At 73.0% G+C, this 16,222-nt stretch carries 19 protein-coding genes; 9 read left to right on the top strand and 10 right to left on the bottom strand.

Features of this window, described 5'->3' with window-relative positions; translation table 11 throughout:
• Positions 1-36 precede the first annotated feature (36 nt).
• Positions 37-1,107, top strand: coding sequence for an LLM class flavin-dependent oxidoreductase (locus ABD437_RS32590; RefSeq protein WP_344652790.1), 1,071 nt, complete (start codon positions 37-39; stop codon positions 1,105-1,107).
• On the top strand, positions 1,104-1,595 hold the full coding sequence (locus tag ABD437_RS32585) for a flavin reductase family protein (protein WP_344652789.1): 492 nt from the start codon (positions 1,104-1,106) through the stop codon (positions 1,593-1,595). The genes ABD437_RS32590 and ABD437_RS32585 overlap by 4 nt, the downstream gene beginning before the upstream one ends.
• Positions 1,596-1,609: 14 nt before the next feature.
• Here the strand turns inward: ABD437_RS32585 and speB are convergent, their stop codons facing one another.
• A complete protein-coding gene (gene speB, locus ABD437_RS32580; RefSeq protein ID WP_344652788.1) occupies positions 1,610-2,635 on the bottom strand; it encodes an agmatinase in 1,026 nt (341 codons plus the stop codon).
• Between the two features lie 87 nt (positions 2,636-2,722).
• Between speB and ABD437_RS32575 the strand changes: the two genes are divergently transcribed.
• Both ABD437_RS32575 and ABD437_RS32570 read left to right on the top strand, forming a co-directional pair.
• Entirely contained in the window at positions 2,723-3,418 is a 696-nt protein-coding gene (locus tag ABD437_RS32575; protein ID WP_344652787.1) for a TetR/AcrR family transcriptional regulator, read from the top strand.
• Between the two features lie 51 nt (positions 3,419-3,469).
• Complete coding sequence (locus tag ABD437_RS32570; protein ID WP_344652786.1) at positions 3,470-3,823, top strand: DUF1304 domain-containing protein; 354 nt, start codon at positions 3,470-3,472, stop codon at positions 3,821-3,823.
• Here the strand turns inward: ABD437_RS32570 and ABD437_RS32565 are convergent.
• Positions 3,809-5,368, bottom strand: coding sequence for a fatty acyl-CoA synthetase (locus ABD437_RS32565; protein WP_344652785.1), 1,560 nt, complete (start codon positions 5,366-5,368; stop codon positions 3,809-3,811). The genes ABD437_RS32570 and ABD437_RS32565 overlap by 15 nt on opposite strands.
• 49 nt (positions 5,369-5,417) lie before the next feature.
• Positions 5,418-5,846, bottom strand: coding sequence for a DUF1810 domain-containing protein (locus ABD437_RS32560; RefSeq protein ID WP_344652784.1), 429 nt, complete (start codon positions 5,844-5,846; stop codon positions 5,418-5,420).
• A gap of 17 nt (positions 5,847-5,863) precedes the next feature.
• Here ABD437_RS32560 and ABD437_RS32555 point away from each other — a divergent pair, with 17 nt between their 5' ends.
• A complete protein-coding gene (locus tag ABD437_RS32555; protein ID WP_344652783.1) occupies positions 5,864-6,760 on the top strand; it encodes a GNAT family N-acetyltransferase in 897 nt (298 codons plus the stop codon).
• Positions 6,761-6,782: 22 nt separating this feature from the next.
• On the opposite strand, the gene ABD437_RS32550 is transcribed toward ABD437_RS32555, so the two are convergent.
• Genes ABD437_RS32550 through ABD437_RS32535 form a run of 4 tightly spaced genes read right to left on the bottom strand, consistent with a single transcriptional unit; the run spans position 6,783 to position 10,222 of the window.
• Positions 6,783-7,325, bottom strand: a complete 543-nt coding sequence (locus tag ABD437_RS32550) for a hypothetical protein (RefSeq protein WP_344652782.1) — start codon at positions 7,323-7,325, stop codon at positions 6,783-6,785.
• Positions 7,326-7,358: 33 nt separating this feature from the next.
• Positions 7,359-8,528, bottom strand: coding sequence for a beta propeller repeat protein (locus ABD437_RS32545; protein WP_344652781.1), 1,170 nt, complete (start codon positions 8,526-8,528; stop codon positions 7,359-7,361).
• 55 nt (positions 8,529-8,583) lie between these two features.
• Positions 8,584-9,267: a helix-turn-helix transcriptional regulator gene (locus ABD437_RS32540; protein WP_344652780.1), complete on the bottom strand. Its 684-nt coding sequence runs from the start codon at positions 9,265-9,267 to the stop codon at positions 8,584-8,586.
• The gene (locus tag ABD437_RS32535; protein WP_344652779.1) at positions 9,260-10,222 is read right to left on the bottom strand and encodes a threonine/serine dehydratase family protein; all 963 of its coding nucleotides are present in this window, start codon (positions 10,220-10,222) and stop codon (positions 9,260-9,262) included. Before ABD437_RS32535 ends, ABD437_RS32540 begins: the two co-directional genes overlap by 8 nt.
• A gap of 60 nt (positions 10,223-10,282) precedes the next feature.
• Between ABD437_RS32535 and ABD437_RS32530 the strand changes: the two genes are divergently transcribed.
• The 3 genes from ABD437_RS32530 to ABD437_RS32520 all read left to right on the top strand — a co-directional run bounded on the left by ABD437_RS32530 (position 10,283) and on the right by ABD437_RS32520 (position 12,582).
• The gene (locus tag ABD437_RS32530; RefSeq protein ID WP_344652778.1) at positions 10,283-11,218 is read left to right on the top strand and encodes a sensor histidine kinase; all 936 of its coding nucleotides are present in this window, start codon (positions 10,283-10,285) and stop codon (positions 11,216-11,218) included.
• Positions 11,215-11,850, top strand: a complete 636-nt coding sequence (locus ABD437_RS32525; RefSeq protein WP_344652777.1) for a response regulator transcription factor — start codon at positions 11,215-11,217, stop codon at positions 11,848-11,850. Before ABD437_RS32530 ends, ABD437_RS32525 begins: the two co-directional genes overlap by 4 nt.
• A gap of 72 nt (positions 11,851-11,922) precedes the next feature.
• A complete protein-coding gene (locus ABD437_RS32520) occupies positions 11,923-12,582 on the top strand; it encodes a tat (twin-arginine translocation) pathway signal sequence (protein WP_344652776.1) in 660 nt (219 codons plus the stop codon).
• Positions 12,583-12,756: 174 nt separating this feature from the next.
• Here ABD437_RS32520 and ABD437_RS32510 read toward each other — a convergent pair whose 3' ends face one another.
• The gene (locus ABD437_RS32510) at positions 12,757-13,419 is read right to left on the bottom strand and encodes an alpha/beta fold hydrolase (RefSeq protein ID WP_344652775.1); all 663 of its coding nucleotides are present in this window, start codon (positions 13,417-13,419) and stop codon (positions 12,757-12,759) included.
• 114 nt (positions 13,420-13,533) lie between these two features.
• Positions 13,534-14,037 (bottom strand): DoxX family protein, encoded by a 504-nt coding sequence (locus ABD437_RS32505; RefSeq protein ID WP_344652774.1) that lies wholly within the window; start codon positions 14,035-14,037, stop codon positions 13,534-13,536.
• 168 nt (positions 14,038-14,205) lie between these two features.
• On the opposite strand from ABD437_RS32505, the gene ABD437_RS32500 reads away from it, so the two are divergent.
• Positions 14,206-14,805, top strand: a complete 600-nt coding sequence (locus ABD437_RS32500; protein WP_344652773.1) for a TetR/AcrR family transcriptional regulator — start codon at positions 14,206-14,208, stop codon at positions 14,803-14,805.
• A gap of 8 nt (positions 14,806-14,813) precedes the next feature.
• Here the strand turns inward: ABD437_RS32500 and ABD437_RS32495 are convergent.
• The coding region (locus tag ABD437_RS32495; RefSeq protein ID WP_344652772.1) for a gamma-glutamyltransferase at positions 14,814-16,222 on the bottom strand (1,409 nt) is incomplete at its 5' end.

The raw sequence follows: 16,222 nt of genomic DNA, 5'->3' as shown, positions 1-16,222 counted from the left end.
AGACTGGTTTACTGGGAAAGGAGAAGGGGGTGCCAGTTGAAGTTCCTCGCGATCACGCTCATCGTGCACGCGCCCGACCCGCTCACCCAGCACAAGGTGTCCACCCACGACCGCTTCCGCCAGGTGATCGAGAACGCCCGCCTCGCCGAGGAGCTGGGCTTCGACGGCTTCGGCGTCGGTGAGCGTCACGAACGGCCGTTCGTCTCCTCGTCCCCGCCGGTCGTGCTCAGCCACATCGCCGCACTCACCCGCTCGATCCGCCTGTTCACCGCGGTCACGACGCTGAGCCTGCTCGACCCGGTGCGTGCCTACGAGGACTACGCGACGCTCGACAACCTCTCCGACGGCCGTCTCGAACTCATCATCGGCAAGGCCAACGGCGCCGCGCAGCGCGAGCTGTTCTCGGTGACCACCGACGACCAGTGGGACCGCAACATCGAGTCCTACGAGTTGTTCCGCCGGCTCTGGCGCGAGGACAGGATCTCCTGGTCCGGCCGGTTCCGCCCGCCGCTGGAGAACGCCGAGGTCTGGCCCGAGCCGTTGCAGCGCCCGATCCGGGTCTGGCACGGCAGCGCCACCAGCCGGGAGTCCGTCGACGTGGCCGCCCGCTACGGCGAGCCGCTGTTCTCCGCGAACGTGACCAATCCGGTCGAGCCGTACGCCGAGCTCGTGCGCTACTACCGGGAACGGCTGGCCCACCACGGTCACGACCCGGCCACCGCCGTCGTCGGCGCGGGCACCGCCGGCTACTACGCCACGCCCCGGTCCCAGGACGCGTACCGCGTTTACCGGCCGATTTTCGCGGCAAATCTCGGCTTCCAGAAATCTTTGGGGCTCCAGCCGGTGTTCACCACCTTCGAGGACTTCGTCGAGCGCAGCTCCGCGCTGATCGGCAGCCCGGAACAGGTGATCGACAAGGTCCACCGCTACCACGAACAACTCGGGCACTCGGTGATGCACCTGCACGCGGACGCGGGTGGGCTCACCGACGCCCAGCACCGCGAGTCGCTCGAGCTGTTCCAGTCGGCGATCGCCCCGGAGCTGCGGCGCGCCATTCCCGACCCGGCCTGGCCGCAACCATCGGTCACGAAGGAGCACTCCGCATGAGTGTCACGCACATCGGTACCGACCCCGGACGTCTCCGTCGTGTCTTCGCCGCGTTCCCGACCGGCGTGACCGCGCTGGCCGCCGAGCCGGAGGGCTTCCCGGTCGGCATGGCGGCCTCGTCGTTCACGTCGGTGTCGCTGGATCCGCCGCTGGTCTCGGTCTGCGTCGCGCAGACCTCACGCACCTGGCCGGCCCTGCGCGTCGCGTCCCGGATCGGGGTCAGCGTGCTCGCCGACGGGCACGCCGACGCGAGCAGGCAACTCTCGGCCAAGGAAGGCGACCGCTTCGGCGGCCAGCGCTGGCGCCGGTCCGAGGACCGGGCCCTGTTCCTGGAGGGCGCGGCGGCGTGGCTCGACTGCTCGCTGGAACAGGAGATCCCGGCCGGCGACCACTACATCGTGCTGCTCCGCGTCCACGACCTGGGAATCGACACCGAGGCCGAACCCCTGGTGTTCCACCGCTCGGGGTATCGGCGGCTGGCTTCGTAGTCGGCTCTCGGGACCTACCCCCGACGGGGAGGCCGGGTGCCGCGGCCGTCGAGAAGGGGGCGTTCGGGGGCCCAGACCAGGCCGCGGCGGCGGGCCGCCACCCCCGACAACGCCTCGAGCACGATCCGGTTGCCGAGGAACGCCGTCACGTCGGCGTGGTCGTAGGGCGGTGACACCTCGACGATGTCGAGACCGGCGATCGGCAGCTCCAGGCACAGGCGCCGCACCGCGTCCAGCAGCTGGCGCGACGTCAACCCGCCCGGCTCGGGCGTGCCCGTCCCCGGCGCCATGCCGGGGTCGACCACGTCCACGTCGACGGAGAGGAACACCGCGTCGCAGTCGTCGAGCGCGAGCGCGGACGCCTCGGCCAGGCACTCGTCCAGCCCGCGGGCGACGATCTCGCTCATCTCGTAGGAACGCATGTACTGGTCGGCCATCCAGTCCAGGGTGTCCGGCCCCGGCCAGTAGCCCCGCAGCCCCATCTGGATGAACCGGTCACCGCGCACCGCGCCCGACTCGATCAGCCGCCGCATCGGCTGGCCGTGCCCGTGCAGGTGTCCGAACTCGACGTCGCCGGTGTCGGCGTGGGCGTCGAAGTGGATCACCGACACCCGCCCGAACCCGTGGTGGTGGGCCACGCCGGTGATGTCGGGTAACGCGATCGTGTGGTCCCCGCCGAGCACGACCGGCATCGCACCGGACGACGCGATCGTCGTCACCGCGGCTTCGACGGCTTTGAGGCTGCCCTCGATGTCACCGGCGAAGGTTTCCACGTCCCCGGCGTCGACCACACGCAGTTCCCGGAGGGGGTCGACGCGCAGCGCCAGCGACGGACGGGAACCGTCGTGGGGGTTGTAGTCGGTGGTGCGGATGGCCTGCGGCCCGAAGCGGGCGCCGGGGCGGTGGCTGACCCCGCCGTCGAAGGGAGCACCGACGATCACGGCGTCGGCGTTCGCGTACGACTCCGGATCGTCGAGGGCGCAGCGGTCGACGCCGAGGAACGTGACGTCCGGGCCGAACATGGCTCCGTAGCGGGGCACGAGAACTCCTACTGACTTTAAAATCAGGCCGGAGCCGAGCCTACGACCGCGAACCGCGTCAGGGAAGGGCGTGGGACGCTGGCGCGCATGAGTGGCACGCAGGCACGCGAGCGCATTCTGCGGGCGGCGCTCGAACTGATCGCCCGCGACGGGTTCGACGGTGTCCGCCTCGCCGACATCGCGAGACACGCCGGGGTCTCGACCGCGCTGCTGCACTACCACTTCGCGTCCCGCGCGCAGTTGCTCACCGACGCGCTCGCCCAGTCGCTGAGCGTCGCCGAGCAGCGCCTCGAGCGCCGGGCCGCGGACCGCCGGCGCACCCGGGCCGACGAGCGGCTCGCGGACCTGATCGACTTCGGTCTCCCACTGACCGCCGACGACGTCCTGGAGTGGCAGCTCTGGGCCGAACTCGAGCACCGCGCGCCCGGCGCTCCCGACCTCGCGCGTGCACTGGCCGCGCTCAACGACCGGCTGCTGCAGCCGCTGGCGGCCACCGTGGCCGCCGGGCACGCGGAGGGCCTGTTCACCGACGGCGCTCCGGACGACGTCGCCACGGTCGCGTCGGCACTGCTCGCCGGTCTCGCGACGCGCCTGACCGCCGGTGACCCGACGCTCACCACCGCCCGTGCGCGGGCCCTGGCCGGGCGGCAGCTCGCGCTGGCCGTCGGCTACCGCGGTGAGCTCCCGTTCCAGCCGCTGCCCCCGCCCCCGGTGCTCCCGGTGCCGGCCGCGGCCCCGGTCGTGCGCCGCCGCCGGGCCCCCAAAGCCCCGACCGGGCGCTGACACCCCGGGGCGTCCACGGATCCGGCGAACCCGCTGGTTACGCTCACGCGCGTGTCGCTGATCGCGCAGGTACTCGTCGGCCTGGTGGCCGCCATCCACGTCTACATCCTGGTGCTGGAGATGTTCCTCTGGCGGGCCCGGCGCACCCGGGCGGCCTTCGGCACCACCGAGGAGTTCGCCGAGGCCACCGTGACGCTCGCCGCCAACCAGGGCCTCTACAACGGGTTCCTCGCCGCCGGCCTGGCCTGGGGTCTGATCAGCGACGACTTCGCTTTCCAGACGTTCTTCCTGGGCTGCGTCATCGTCGCCGGCGTCTACGGCACGCTGACCGCGAGCCGCCGCATCCTCTTCGTCCAGGCCCTCCCGGCCGCGATCGCGCTGGTATTCGTCCTACTCACGGCCTAGGTGCCCGAACCGGTCACGCAGCTCGCGCTTGAGGATCTTGCCGCTCGGGTTCTTCGGCAGGGACTCGGTCACCACGACGTACTTCGGGGCCTTGAACCCGGCCAGCACCGTCTTGCCGAACGCGATGACCTCGTCCGGGTCGAGGCCCGGTTCCTTCGGCACCACCACCGCGGTCACCGCCTCCACCCAGTACGGGTGGTCGATGCCGAACACCGCCACCTCGGCGACCCCGGCGTGCTGGTACAGCGCCTCTTCCACTTCGCGGCTGGCCACGTTCTCCCCGCCGGTCTTGATCATGTCCTTCTTGCGATCGACGACCCGGAGATAGCCGTCGTCATCGAAGACCCCCAGGTCCCCGGAGTGGAACCAGCCGTTGCGGAACGCGTCGGCGGTCTTCTCCTCGTCCCGGTAGTACCCGAGGGTGGCGTGCGGACTCCGGTGGACGATCTCCCCGACCGTTCCCGGCGGCACCGGCACGTCGTCGTCGTCCACCACGATCGTCTCGACGTTGATCGCCGGCCGTCCCGCGCTGCCGGCGTGCGCCACCTGCTCGTCGGGCCGGAGGATCGTCGCGAGCGGCGCCATCTCGGTCTGGCCGTAGAAGTTCCAGAAGCGCACGTCCGGCAGGCGCCGCGCGAGCTCCTGCAGGATCTCCACCGGCATCGGCGAGGCCCCGTAGTAGCCCTTGCGGAGGCTCGACAGATCAGTGGTCTCGAACTCCGGCGACCGCAGCAGCGCGATCCAGACCGTGGGAGGCGCGAAGAACTTCGTCGCTTTGTTCTCCTCGATCGCCTGCAGAATCGCCGCGGGCTGCGGTGCCGGCAGAATGATGCTGGTCGCACCCGTGTACACGTCGACGTTCAGGAAACAGTCGAGCTGCGCGCAGTGGTACAGCGGCAGCGAGTGCACCTCGACGTCGTCGAACGTCATCTCACCGTCGATCGCGCAGCTGGCGTACTGCCAGAGCAGCGCCCGGCTGGTGAGGATCGCGCCCTTCGGCCGGGACTCGGTGCCGCTCGTGTACATCAACCGGATCGGATCGTCGTCACCGACGAGGACCTCGGCGGGTAACGGACCGTCGAACGACGTCAGCTCGGCGAAGTCGCGCCAACCGGGCTGCGCCGTGCCGATGGCCAACCGCAGGGCCACCGCACCGGCCGACGCGGCGATCGCCTTCTCCGCCGTCGCGGTCAGCGCGTCCTCCGCGACGAACGCGACCGCGCCGCTGTGGTCGAGCACGTACGCGATCTCGTCGGCGTTGAGCATGAAGTTCACCGGCACCAGCACGATGCCGCGGCGCGCGGTGGCGAACGACAGCACCGCGAACTGCCAGCAGTTGTGCGAGAGCAGCGCGAGCCGGTCGCCCTTGACCAGACCGGCGGCGTGCAGAGCCGCGGCCGTGCGGTCGACGACGGCGTCGAGCTCGGCGAACGTGAAGCGCGTTCCGCCGTCGACGATCGCGGTCTTGTCGCCGAAGCGGCGCGCCGAGCGGCGGGGGAGGTCACCGAGTGCGTGCTGACGGGCCTGCGAGACGGCGGTACTCATCGGCGAGCGTCCCTTCGCTGGTGGCGGTACCCGCCGATCCTCACACGGGCTATCGCAGGAGTTCCAGGGTTCGTTCGTCGGCCTGCCCGTGGAAGTACCGGTCGAGGACGCGCTCATAGGCCGGTTCGTCCGGGTCGGCGGCGCCGAACAACGTCATCGACGAACGCAGCTTCATCGCGTCGACCGGCCCGAGAATCCGCGTGATGCTGCGGCCCTCGACGCCGAGCAGCGCGTCGATCGCGTCGTGCAGGCGTTTCTTCAGCGTGGGGTGGGCCAGGTAGGCGCGGGCCTCGTCCAGCGAGCCGATCGCGTACTGCTGGGCCATCGAGCTGCTGCCGAGCCCGCTGACCTGCGGGAACACATACCACATCCAGTGACTGACCTTCTCGCCCGCGCGGAGTTCGGCGAGCACGGAGTCGTAGCCGTAGCCGCTGTCCTGTGCGCTGACGAAGCGGCCGAGGCGGTAGGGATCGTCCATGGCTTCACACTAGGACGGTGGAGATTCGGGCGGTGGATTCGGGGGATCTGTCGGGGATTCGAGCGATCACGGCCGCGACCGGCCAGTCCGACCAGGACTCCGGGGCCGACCAGGAGTACGTCGAGCTGATCCGCTCCCACGGGCTCGCGAAGGTGGCGGTGTCGGGCGGCGCGGTGCTGGGGTGGGCCGGTGCGATGCCGACGCCGCTCGGGACGGTGCTCACCGACCTGTTCGTCGACCCGGCGGTGCACGCTCGCGGCGTGGGCAGCGCGCTCCTGCGTGCTCTGCCGTCTCTGAGGTTCACGTTCAGCTCGACCCACCCGGCGGCGATGCCGCTGTACGTCCGGGCCGGGCTGGTGCCGTCGTGGCCCCTGCTGTACCTGAGCGGCCCGGTGTCCCACTTGCCGAGTGGGGTCCTGAGAACGACCGACGCCGACGCCGCCAGCGCCGCTTCCGCCGAAGCCGCGGTGGTGCCTGGCGGTGCGGTGCACGGCGCCGGCCGCGCCGGTGTCTCCGATGAGGCTGGGCGTACCGGGGCCTCGCCGGTGGGTGGAGATGCCGGGGCTTCACGCATGGGTGGGCGCGCGGCGGTGTACCGGTACTGGAGCCGGGCGGGGAGGGCGTTCGTCGTTCGGGACGGGGAGCGGGTGATCGCCGTCGGAGCCGGGCGGCCCGGTGTACCGGGTGTGCTGACGCACCTCACGTGTTCCGACCCACGGTCGGCGGCGGGTGCACTGTATGCGGCCTTGTTGGGGCTGGGCAGTGAGTACGTGGCGCTGTGCCTGCCCGGCCCCCACCCCGCCCTCCGAATGCTGCTCAACGCGGGCTTCCGAATCGACGATTTCGACGTCGCGATGCGCGCCCCGACCCTCGACCTGCCCTCAACCTGGACCTACGCCCCAGGCCTGGCCTGACGGGCCCGCGGCGTGCCCGCGCTCATCGGGCCGCGTTCGGGGTGGTGGCGGTCTGCGTGGCCCCAGCCGGAAGGGCGGTTTCGTCGGGCTGAGCCCCGGCCGTCTCGGCCTCCGGGACGGGGGCCTTGTCCACCGGGACAGAAGTCGCATCAGCGGGCCCGGAAGCAGCAGTGGCAGCAGCCGGGGCGTCCGGCGCGGGGGAGTTCGGCGCCGGGGAGTTCGGCGCCGGGGTGTTCGCAGCCGCCGGAGCCGAGCGGGAGACCCGGCGGCGCTCCAGGCGCTCCACCTCGGCCTTCGCGTCCGCCAACCCCGCCCCGGTGACCTTGCGATACTCCTTGATCGCCCGAACCGTCTTGCCTTCCCCGAGCAGCCGCTCCACCTCCGGGTAGGACAACTCGTCCACATCCACCCCGAGATGCCCGAGCACGGCATCGAGCTTGCGTTCGACGGACGCGAGCTGCCGCGCGGTGCGGTGGTCCCACCGGTCCCGCCCGGCGAGTGCCGCGGCGATCAGACCGAGACCGATGACAGCGATCGCTAACGCGACGAGCAGCACGTTGTCCATGCCTCTATTGAACCCGCCCGCGGCCAGCGCCAATCACGCCGGGAGCTGCAGTTCCGTCCACTGTTCGCCGTTCGCCGTGGCGTAGTACCGACCGTCCTGCGGTCCGCTGCCCACCATCCGGCTCCCGGTCGAGTCCAGTGCCCACAAAACCGGTGTTCCGGGCACCTTCCGCGGTGCGCTCGGCGCCGGATCGATGACCTGGACCCCTCCCGACGAATCCACCACCACGAGCCGACCGCCGACGACGGCCGCGTCCCGGCTGCCACGCAGCGTCGATCCGCGCAGCGACGTGAGCTTCCACGTCCGACCCCCGTCGGCGGTGTGCGACACCCCGCTGGGACGCAGCAGGCTCTCGTCGTCCACACCGAAGACGAGGAGGTACGCGGTGTTCCGGTCGACCGCGGCGACCTGGACGAACGTCCGCGGCGGCGGGGGGAGCACCGGCCGCACGTCACGCCACGCGCCGGTCCACACGGCCAGCTGGTTGTTGCCGCCCGAGGCCCACACGCTGCCGTCCGCGGCGCTGGAGATCGAGATCGGCGGCCAGTCCGGCTGCCCCGGGAACGCGGTCGGCTGGCCGCTCTCCGGCCGGTACCAGGCCATCACCCGCCCCGGCCGCAGCCCCGAGCCCCCATCCGTACTCCCCGCCGAAGCCGACGAAGCCGCCGGAGCCGACGACCCCGACGGCGGCTGGGTGCGGGGGACCGGTGGGGTACCCGAACCCACGCGCAGACGGGCGCGGGGAGGGGGCGGGGCCGCGGCCTGCACCGATCCGACCGCGGTGCCGCGCTTCCAGTGCTCACCGCCGTCGTCGCTGAGCCACCGGCGCCGACCGGCCTCGACCACGATCGTCCGCGGCCCGGCCGCGACCAGCTGCACACCGGAATCCCGCCCCAGCGCCTTCGCCGGCACCGCGACCTCCTGCCAGGTCACGCCGCCGTCGAGCGTGCGCCAGAACGCGGGATCGCACTCCGCCGTCGACGCGCACCGCGGGGTCAGCGCCCACCCCGCGCGGTCGTCCGCGAACGCGACCTGGTTCACGGTGGTGCTCCACCGCACCGTGCTCGGCGTCGGGTCCGGCCGTCGCGGCCCCGGCTCGATGCCCGGACCGACGATCGCCACCCCGGCGGTGACCGCCACCGCGCCGACGACGAGCGCCGCGATCAGACCGGAGCGACGGCGGGCGGACGACGTGGACGGCACGCCTCGATTGTCACTCGGGTCAGGTACGGGCGGGTTACGGCGTCGCGTCCGGACGTCAGCCGTTCAAGTAGTTGTAAATCGTGTAACGGCTGACGCCCAGAGCGCGGGCGGCCAGCTCCACTGATTCTTTGATGAGGAAAAACCCTCGTTGTTCCAGGTCTTTGACGACGCGCGTCTTGTCCGCCTTGGACATTTCGGTCACGTCGTGGGGGCCGATCGCTCGTCGGAGCAGATCCTCGGTCAGGCTCTCCACCGAGTCGTAGAACGTCTCCGAGCGGTCGTGACCGCTGACCGCGGGGGTGTCGACGAGTTCGGCGAGCAGGTCGCGGGCCTGCGTGAGGCGCGTGATGTCCCGGTTGAGACAGAGGGCCGCGACGGGGCGGTCGTGGTCGCCGCGCAGAAAGATCGTCGACGACCGGCAGACGATGCCGCCCGGTAGTTCGGTGCGGTAGCCGACGATCCGGTCCGGGGGGTCGTCCTGCATGAGCAGGCGGAGACCGAGGTCGGTGGCGGGTGCGCCCGGCCGGCGCCCGCTCAGCCCGCCCGCGATCGCGACGACCGAGTTCGGCAGCCTGCTCAGGTCGTGCAGCACGACCTCCGCACCCGGGGCGAGTGCCGCCGCCAGTGGCTCCACCAGCGGCCGGTAAGCCTCCACCGCCCGGCCCGCCGCCGCCTCGAACTCCGCGGTGGCCCACGACGGCTGCGCGCCCCCGGCGTCCGACTCCTCGGTCTCAGGCAACGTGGAACCGCTCGGCCCACGTCAGAACGTCGGACACCGTCGCGTTCCCGCCGCACACCACCAGGCCCAACCGGCACGACGGGCCGACCCGCTCGATCACCCGGCGGGCGGCCGGTACCAGGCAACCGGCGGCCGGCTCGGTCCACACCTTCGCGGCCTCCGCGAGGTCCAGCGAGCCCCGCACCGCCTCCGCGTCGGTCACCACCAGCACGTCCTCGACGAGTGCGCGCACGTGCTCGAACGTCAACTCCGTCACCGCGGGCGGCGAGAGGGTGGTCACGATCGACGTCGGCACCATCGGTACGGGTGCGCCTGCCGCCAGTGCCTGCGCCATCGTGTCCGAGCCCTCGGTCTCCACCCCCCACACCCGCACCTCGGGACGCAGCGCGCGCACCGCGGCCGCCACCCCCGAGACGAGGCCACCTCCGCCGATGCTGACCAGCACGTCGGTCAACGGCCCCGCGTCGCGGGCGAACTCCAGGCCCACCGTGCCCTGACCGGCGATCACGATCGGATCGTCGAACGGGTGCAGCAGCGTCAGCCCCTCCGACTGCAGCCGCGCGCTCAGCGCGAACGCCTCGGTGACGTCGCCGGTCAGATGTACTGACGCGCCGTGCCGCTCGGCCAGCTCGACGGCCCGCCGCGGCGCCGACCTCGGCATCACGATCGTCGCCTTCACGCCGAGCGCGTCGGCCATCGCGGCGACCGCGATCCCGTGGTTGCCGCCGCTGACCGCGACGACTCCGGCGGTGCGCTCGGCGTCGTCCAGTGAACGCAGTTTGGCGGTTGCTCCGCGCGCTTTGAACGAGCCGGTGCGCTGGAGAAGTTCGAGTTTCACGGTGACCGGGACGCCGAGCGCGTCGGTCAGCCCGGGGCTCTCGACGGTCGGTGTGCGGACGACGTCGTGCTGAATGGTCGAGGCAGCGGCCTCGACCGCCGCGAGATCAACGAGCATCAACAAAGTGTAGAACAGCTTCCACGGAACGTTGAAGTGCTGGGCGGTTACCGTGTCGTCATGACGTTTCCCCGGCCGCTGACCGATCCGGTGTCGCTGCTGATAGCGCCGGTACTGGTGGCCAGGAGAGCGTCGTCGTGGCCCCGCGCGGCGGCGGTGTTCCCCCTCAGCCTCCTCACCTCGGCGCTCGTCGCTCTGTGGTGCTTCGTCGGGGTGGCCGGGGCCACCTGCGCGACGCGGTACGAAGCGTCGTCGGCGCCGCTCGCGCCGATGACGCTGCGGCTCGGCGACGGCGTCAACCAGGCCAGCCTGACGCTGGGCCTGCAGGCACCCACCGACCGGATGGTGTTCGGCACCGTGCTCGGGGTGGTGCTGCTGCTGACGCTGCCGTTCGTCGCCCGGGCCGGCCTGGTGCTGCTCGGGCGGCTGGTGGCGCCACCGGTCAGCCCGCTGCGCCGGTTGGAGCGTGATCTGCACGACGGCCCGCAGCAGCGGCTGGTACGCCTGGCCCTGGACCTCGGCCGGGCCGAGCACCGGTTCGACGCCGACCCGTCCGGCGCGCGGGTCGTCCTCGCCGACGCGATCGACCAGACGCGCGAGGCGCTCGACGAACTGCGTGCGCTCTCGCGCGGGATCGCTCCGCCCGTGCTCGTCGACCGGGGTCTGCGCGGGGCGCTCGCCGCGCTGGTCCGGCGCTCACCGGTGCCGGTGACGCTGTCGGTGGACGTACCGGACGAGCTCCCGGCCGACGTCGAGACCACTGTGTACTTCGTGGTGGCGGAGGCGTTGACGAACGTCGCCAAGCACAGCGGGGCCACGCACTGCCGGGTGGAGGTCGGTCGCCGCCGGGTGACGGTCACCGACGACGGCGCCGGCGGGGCCACCGTCCGGCCGGGCCACGGCCTGGACGGCCTCCGGCGGCGGCTCGGCGGACGTCTCGAGGTCACCAGCCCGGCCGGCGGCCCGACGACTCTCGTCGCCCGGATCCCGCGGTGAGGGTGGTCGTCGCCGAGGACGGGGTGCTCTTCCGGGACGGACTGGTGCGGCTGCTGGTCGAGGAGGGCCACGACGTGGTCGCCGCGGTCGGTGACGGACCCGCGCTGACCGACGCGATCGTCACCCACCGCCCCGACGTCGCGGTCGTCGACGTGCGGATGCCGCCGAGCCGCACCGACGAGGGCCTCCGGGCCGCGCTGGCCGCCCGCGCGCAGGTGCCCGGAGCGCCGGTGCTGGTGCTGAGCCAGTACGTCGAGACGGCCGGCCTCGACGACCTGCTCGCCGACGGCGCCGGCGCGATCGGTTACCTGCTGAAGGATCGGGTGGCCGCGGTCGGGGAGTTCCTCGACGGGCTGCGTCGCGTGGCCGGCGGCGGCACCGTCCTCGACCCGGCCGTGATCGCCGAACTGCTGGCCTCCCGGCGGACGCCGCCCGCGCTCTCCGCCCGCGAGCGCGAGGTGCTCGCGCTGATGGCCGAGGGGCTCTCGAACACCGCGATCCAGCGCCGGCTGGTGCTCTCGGCCGGGGCCGTGGAGAAGCACATCGGCAACATCTTCGCCAAGCTCGGCCTGCCACCCGACCACGACCAGCACCGGCGGGTCCTGGCGGTGCTCGCGTACCTCAACGGGTAGGGCCCGCCCCACCCCCGGAGTGGGCGGCCCGCCCCCGTGCGCGGGCGCCCCCGGCCGGGCGATGGTTCCCCGGTGCGCAAATCGCTGACGTTCCTCTCCGCGACGCTCGTCGTCGCGTTCGTCGTCGTACCCGGGTGGGTGGCCGGCCGCGGCGCGGACGGCTCGCTCCGGCCCGCGTTCGTCGCGTGGTGGCGGTCCGGTTCCGGCGCGCTGTCACCGGAGCTCACCCGGATCGTCGACCACTGGTTCCGCTACCACGTGGTCAAAGGGCTGATCGCGGCACTGCTGCTGGTCGTGCTGATCGTGCTCGGCACGCGGGTCGCGGGGTGGGCGCTGGTCCCGGTCGTCGCGCTCGGCTCGCTCGCGCTGGTGTCGGTGATGGCCAACCTCCAGGGCGCGGTGGCCCCGTTCGCGTCCCTCTTTCCCCTGCTCTCCGCGGACGACCTGCGCGGACCGGCCGCGGCGTTGCGAGCAGGCACCCGCTCCCCGGCGCTCCGGGTGATGATCGACGACTACACCGCGTACCACGCGGCGATGGTCGGGGCCGCCGGGCTCGTGGCCGTGGCGCTCGTCGTCGCCGTCGTGGTGCTCGTCCGCCGGCGCGCGCCCTGGCCGGCCGTGGCCGTCGCGGCGCTGGTGGCGACGGGAGCGCTCGTCCTCACGGTCGCGAACGTCACGACGACGCTCGACCCGGAGCCGGGTCTGCTCGGCCTTCTCGACGGCGGCTGGTGAACGCGGACCGCCCGCCGCATCGCACGGTGCACCCCGACACCTGCCGCGCGCTCGCGGCCACCACCGCGCAGCGCTGATCGACGCCCCGGTCAGCGGCGGCGGCCACGCGGCGGCCGAGCGGCGACTGCTGGTGACGGCCGGTGGCGCCGACGGCGCGCGACACCGCGGCGGGTGTCAGCCCTCGACGAAGGCCAGGACCTCCTCCCGGCAGCGGACGTCCGACGTCAGCCCGAAGTGGTCCACCCCGGGCAGGACGCGCAGCGAGGCGCGGCCGAACGCCGCCACCAGGTCGTCCGCCGGTGCGTTGAAGTCGTGCTCGCCGAGCACGACGAGGACCGGTGCGCTGACCTTCGCGAGCTCGTCCGCGGACACCGCCGGCTTCGGGATCTCCAGGTAGCGGCGGACGTCGTCCACGTCGTTGCCCGCCGACCGCGCGGCCCGCCGGAACACGCGCGTGACCCCGGAATCGTCGCCGCGGCGCAACGCGGCCGTGAGCGCCGCGATCGCCCTGGTGTCGGGCCGCAACACCCCATTGCCGACCCCGAGCAGCGCGAGCCGGCGGAAACGCGCCGGTTCCCGCGCCGCCACCGCGGCCAGCAGCTGCGCTCCCGCGGAGAACGCGATCGCGTCGACCGGGTCGCGATCGCCGAGATGGCGCTCGACGTCCTCGACGACCGCCTCGCCGTCGGTGGGGTCGGGAGCGATCCCCGGACCGTGCCCCGGGAGGTGGTAACCCAGCACGTCCCGGCCGGACGCCTCCAGCCGGTCGATCCAGCCGGTCCGCCGGAAGTTGTGCTCGACCGTCGAACCGGCCCCGTGCACCAGCAGAACCGTCATCCCGGCCCTCCGGAGCCGCGATCGGTGGGCTGGGCGCTCTCCGTGGCCAGCCGGGCGTCGACGGTGGTGCCCGCGGTGGCCGCGGGCAGGGTGAGGAGGTTCATCGTGCTCCCGCTACTCGGCGGGGGACCGGGCCGGGCGCCAGGTCGTGGCGAGCAGCAGCGCGGTGCCACCGAGGCCGACGAGCAGCGCGATCAGGAAACCGGCCAGCCCGGTGATCGTGATGTCGAGCGCGTGGTCGAGGGAGATCCGGCCCGGGCCGATCGCGCCGAGCGCGACACCCACGACCGCGATCATGAGCACGTACTCGTAGCCGTCGCGGAAGACGAAGAAACCGTTCGGACGGTGCGCGACGATCGCGGCCACCGCCATCACCCCGACGGTCGCGGCGCAGGCCAGCGGCGTGAGCAGTCCGACGATCAGCCCGAGCCCGGCGGCGATCTCGGTGACCACGCTGGCCCAGGCCTGGAAGACGCCCGGCCGCAACCCGAGGCTCTCGAACCACCCGGCGGTGCCGGGGATCTTGCCGCCGCCGCGCCAGTGGTTCCAGCCGTGCATCAGCAGGGTGGCGCCGAGGCTCAGGCGGATCAGCAGCAGACCGACATCTACCCAGTCCATGGGCACCCTCCATCGATCGACAGTGGATGAACGTCCCTTGCCGAAAGGCTAGGGGTCGCGGCGCCGCGCGTCCGGCGGACGCCGGAGGTACCGGCGCGGCGGAGCCGAGTAGTTCCCGCGAGCCTCCCGGTAGGCTTTACCGGTCGGGTCGGTCGAGCGGGGGGTCACATGCCGAAGTCGGCACGCACGCGACGGGCCCGCGGCTCGATCAACCCGGCCGACATCATCACCGGCGCGTTCGAGTTCTATCGCGACATCCCGATCGAGCAGTGGAGCATCCCGCAGCTCGCCACCCACCTCGACGTGGGCGTCACCAGCATCTACTGGTACTTCCGCACGAAACGCGAGCTGGTCGCGGCGATGACCGAGGCCGCGCTCACCTCGTTCTACGAGCGCATGCCCCCGCTGCGCGGCGACGGCTGGGAAGAGCTGCTGCGTGCCTTCTTCCTCGACTACCACCGCCTGCTGGCCGCCGACGACCTCGCCTGCGACCTGATCGTGCGTCAGCTCGGCGTGCCCGGCGCGGACCTGTCGGCGCGCTCGTGGCCGCGCGCCCAGGAGCTGTTCGCCGAGCTCGAGCGGGCCGGCCTGCCGTCCGCGCTGGTGCACCACGCGTTCTTCACGCTGTCGGTGTACACGCAGGGGTACCTGCTGGTCGAACGCAAGGGGCACGGCCCGTCGGGCGAGCTCGAGTTCGGCCTCACGAACATCCTCCGCGGCCTGCGCCCCCTCGTCGACTCCCCGGCCCGCACCGGAACCCTCGCCTGACCGACGCGTCAGACCAGCGTGGTGCCGTAACCGTCGGCGCGGGGGTCGCCGGCGGCGTCCACCGCCCCGGAACGCAGGCGGGCGACCTGGACGTGGCCGGCGTCGTCGTGCGCCTCGGGCGTGGTCTCCACGGCCAGGCCGAGTTCGGTCGCGACCCGGACGAGCCGGTCCGCGTCCGGCGTTCCCGGCTCGAGGAGCAGGGTGTCGGCGTCCCGGTCGATCTCGTGCGAGCCGATCACCCAGCGCGGGCGGGCCACGAGCGCGGCCAGGTCGTCGGCGTCGAGCACGTCCGCGGCGACCTGGGCCAGGATCCACGCCTGCGAGCGCCCGCCCTGGCAGCCGAGCGCGACCACGGTGCCGGGCGCGACGGCCAGCGACGGGCACAGCGTGTGCGGCGGACGCATCCCCGGCCGGACCCGCCCGGGGTGCCCGGTCCGCAGCGTGAACGACGCGCCGCGGTTGTGCAGCACCACCCCGGTGGTCGGTTCGAGCAGCCCCGACCCGAAGCTCTGGAACACGCTCTGGATCAACGTCACCGCGGTGCCGTCCGCTCCCACCGCGGTGACCGCGACCGTGTCGCCGCGTGGCCTCTCGCCCGCCTCGGTGGCGCTGATCGCCGCGGGTGTGCGCAGACGCAGCGCGTCGACGTCGACGGGGCCGCCACGGGGGTCGCCCAGCAGCGCGTCGCGGGCCGCGCGGGCGCGCCGGGCGTCGGTGAGCGGGTCGGGCGAGCCCAGGACCGCCAGCAGCGTGGCGCCCTGCGTCGGCGGGGGCGCGGCGTACCAGGTGGCCGCGCCGACCGTCGTCGAGAGCGGCTCCGCGACCTCCGGCTCGTGGGCGGCGAGGTCCGCCGTCCCCAGCGGCGAACCGAGGCGCGCGAGCCCGGCGACCAGGCGCTCGGCGAGCCGCCCGCGGTAGAACGACGTCCAGTCGTCCGCGACCGCACGCAACGTCGCCGCGAGCGCCGGTTGGTACAGCACGTCCCGGGGGTCTCCGGCCGCGTCGAGCAGCAGCTCGGACAGGCCGGGGTCGGTGCGGACGGCGTCCAGGCGGTCGGCCGTGGCCCGGCGCAGCCCCGCGCTCACCGCGACGCCGTCGGTGGCCAGCGCGATCGCCGGCGCGAGCAGGTCGGCGAGCGGGAGCCGGGCCCCGAGCGCCGCGATCCGGGCCCACCCGGCGACGACGCCGGGCACCGTGATCGTCAGCGGGCCGCTGAACGGCATCCGCTGGTGCCCGGTGAGGTCGATACCGGCCGCGGCCGCCCCGATCGACAGCACCGCCCTGGTCTCGCCGTCCGCCGACCGGACCAGCGCGACGAGGTCACCCCCGGCCGAACACTGGTGCGGGTACGCCACCGCGAGGGCCGCCGCGGCCGCCACCGCGGCGTCCAGCGGGCCACCGCCGGACGCGACGACCG

It is taken from the genome of Cryptosporangium japonicum, from assembly GCF_039524755.1.
In the GTDB taxonomy this organism is placed as follows: domain Bacteria; phylum Actinomycetota; class Actinomycetes; order Mycobacteriales; family Cryptosporangiaceae; genus Cryptosporangium; species Cryptosporangium japonicum.
Note: the sequence above shows the minus strand (reverse complement) of the source record. Positions and strands in the feature narration are given on the sequence as shown.

Coding starts and splice junctions, on each gene's coding strand:
- ABD437_RS32585 (WP_344652789.1), top strand. CDS start 1,104: ATGAGTGTCACGCACATCGGTACCGACCCCGGACGTCTCCGTCGTGTC.
- ABD437_RS32575 (WP_344652787.1), top strand. CDS start 2,723: ATGAGTGGCACGCAGGCACGCGAGCGCATTCTGCGGGCGGCGCTCGAA.
- ABD437_RS32565 (WP_344652785.1), bottom strand. CDS start 5,368: ATGAGTACCGCCGTCTCGCAGGCCCGTCAGCACGCACTCGGTGACCTC.
- ABD437_RS32560 (WP_344652784.1), bottom strand. CDS start 5,846: ATGGACGATCCCTACCGCCTCGGCCGCTTCGTCAGCGCACAGGACAGC.
- ABD437_RS32550 (WP_344652782.1), bottom strand. CDS start 7,325: ATGGACAACGTGCTGCTCGTCGCGTTAGCGATCGCTGTCATCGGTCTC.
- ABD437_RS32535 (WP_344652779.1), bottom strand. CDS start 10,222: ATGCTCGTTGATCTCGCGGCGGTCGAGGCCGCTGCCTCGACCATTCAG.
- ABD437_RS32530 (WP_344652778.1), top strand. CDS start 10,283: ATGACGTTTCCCCGGCCGCTGACCGATCCGGTGTCGCTGCTGATAGCG.
- ABD437_RS32510 (WP_344652775.1), bottom strand. CDS start 13,419: ATGACGGTTCTGCTGGTGCACGGGGCCGGTTCGACGGTCGAGCACAAC.
- ABD437_RS32505 (WP_344652774.1), bottom strand. CDS start 14,037: ATGGACTGGGTAGATGTCGGTCTGCTGCTGATCCGCCTGAGCCTCGGC.
- ABD437_RS32500 (WP_344652773.1), top strand. CDS start 14,206: ATGCCGAAGTCGGCACGCACGCGACGGGCCCGCGGCTCGATCAACCCG.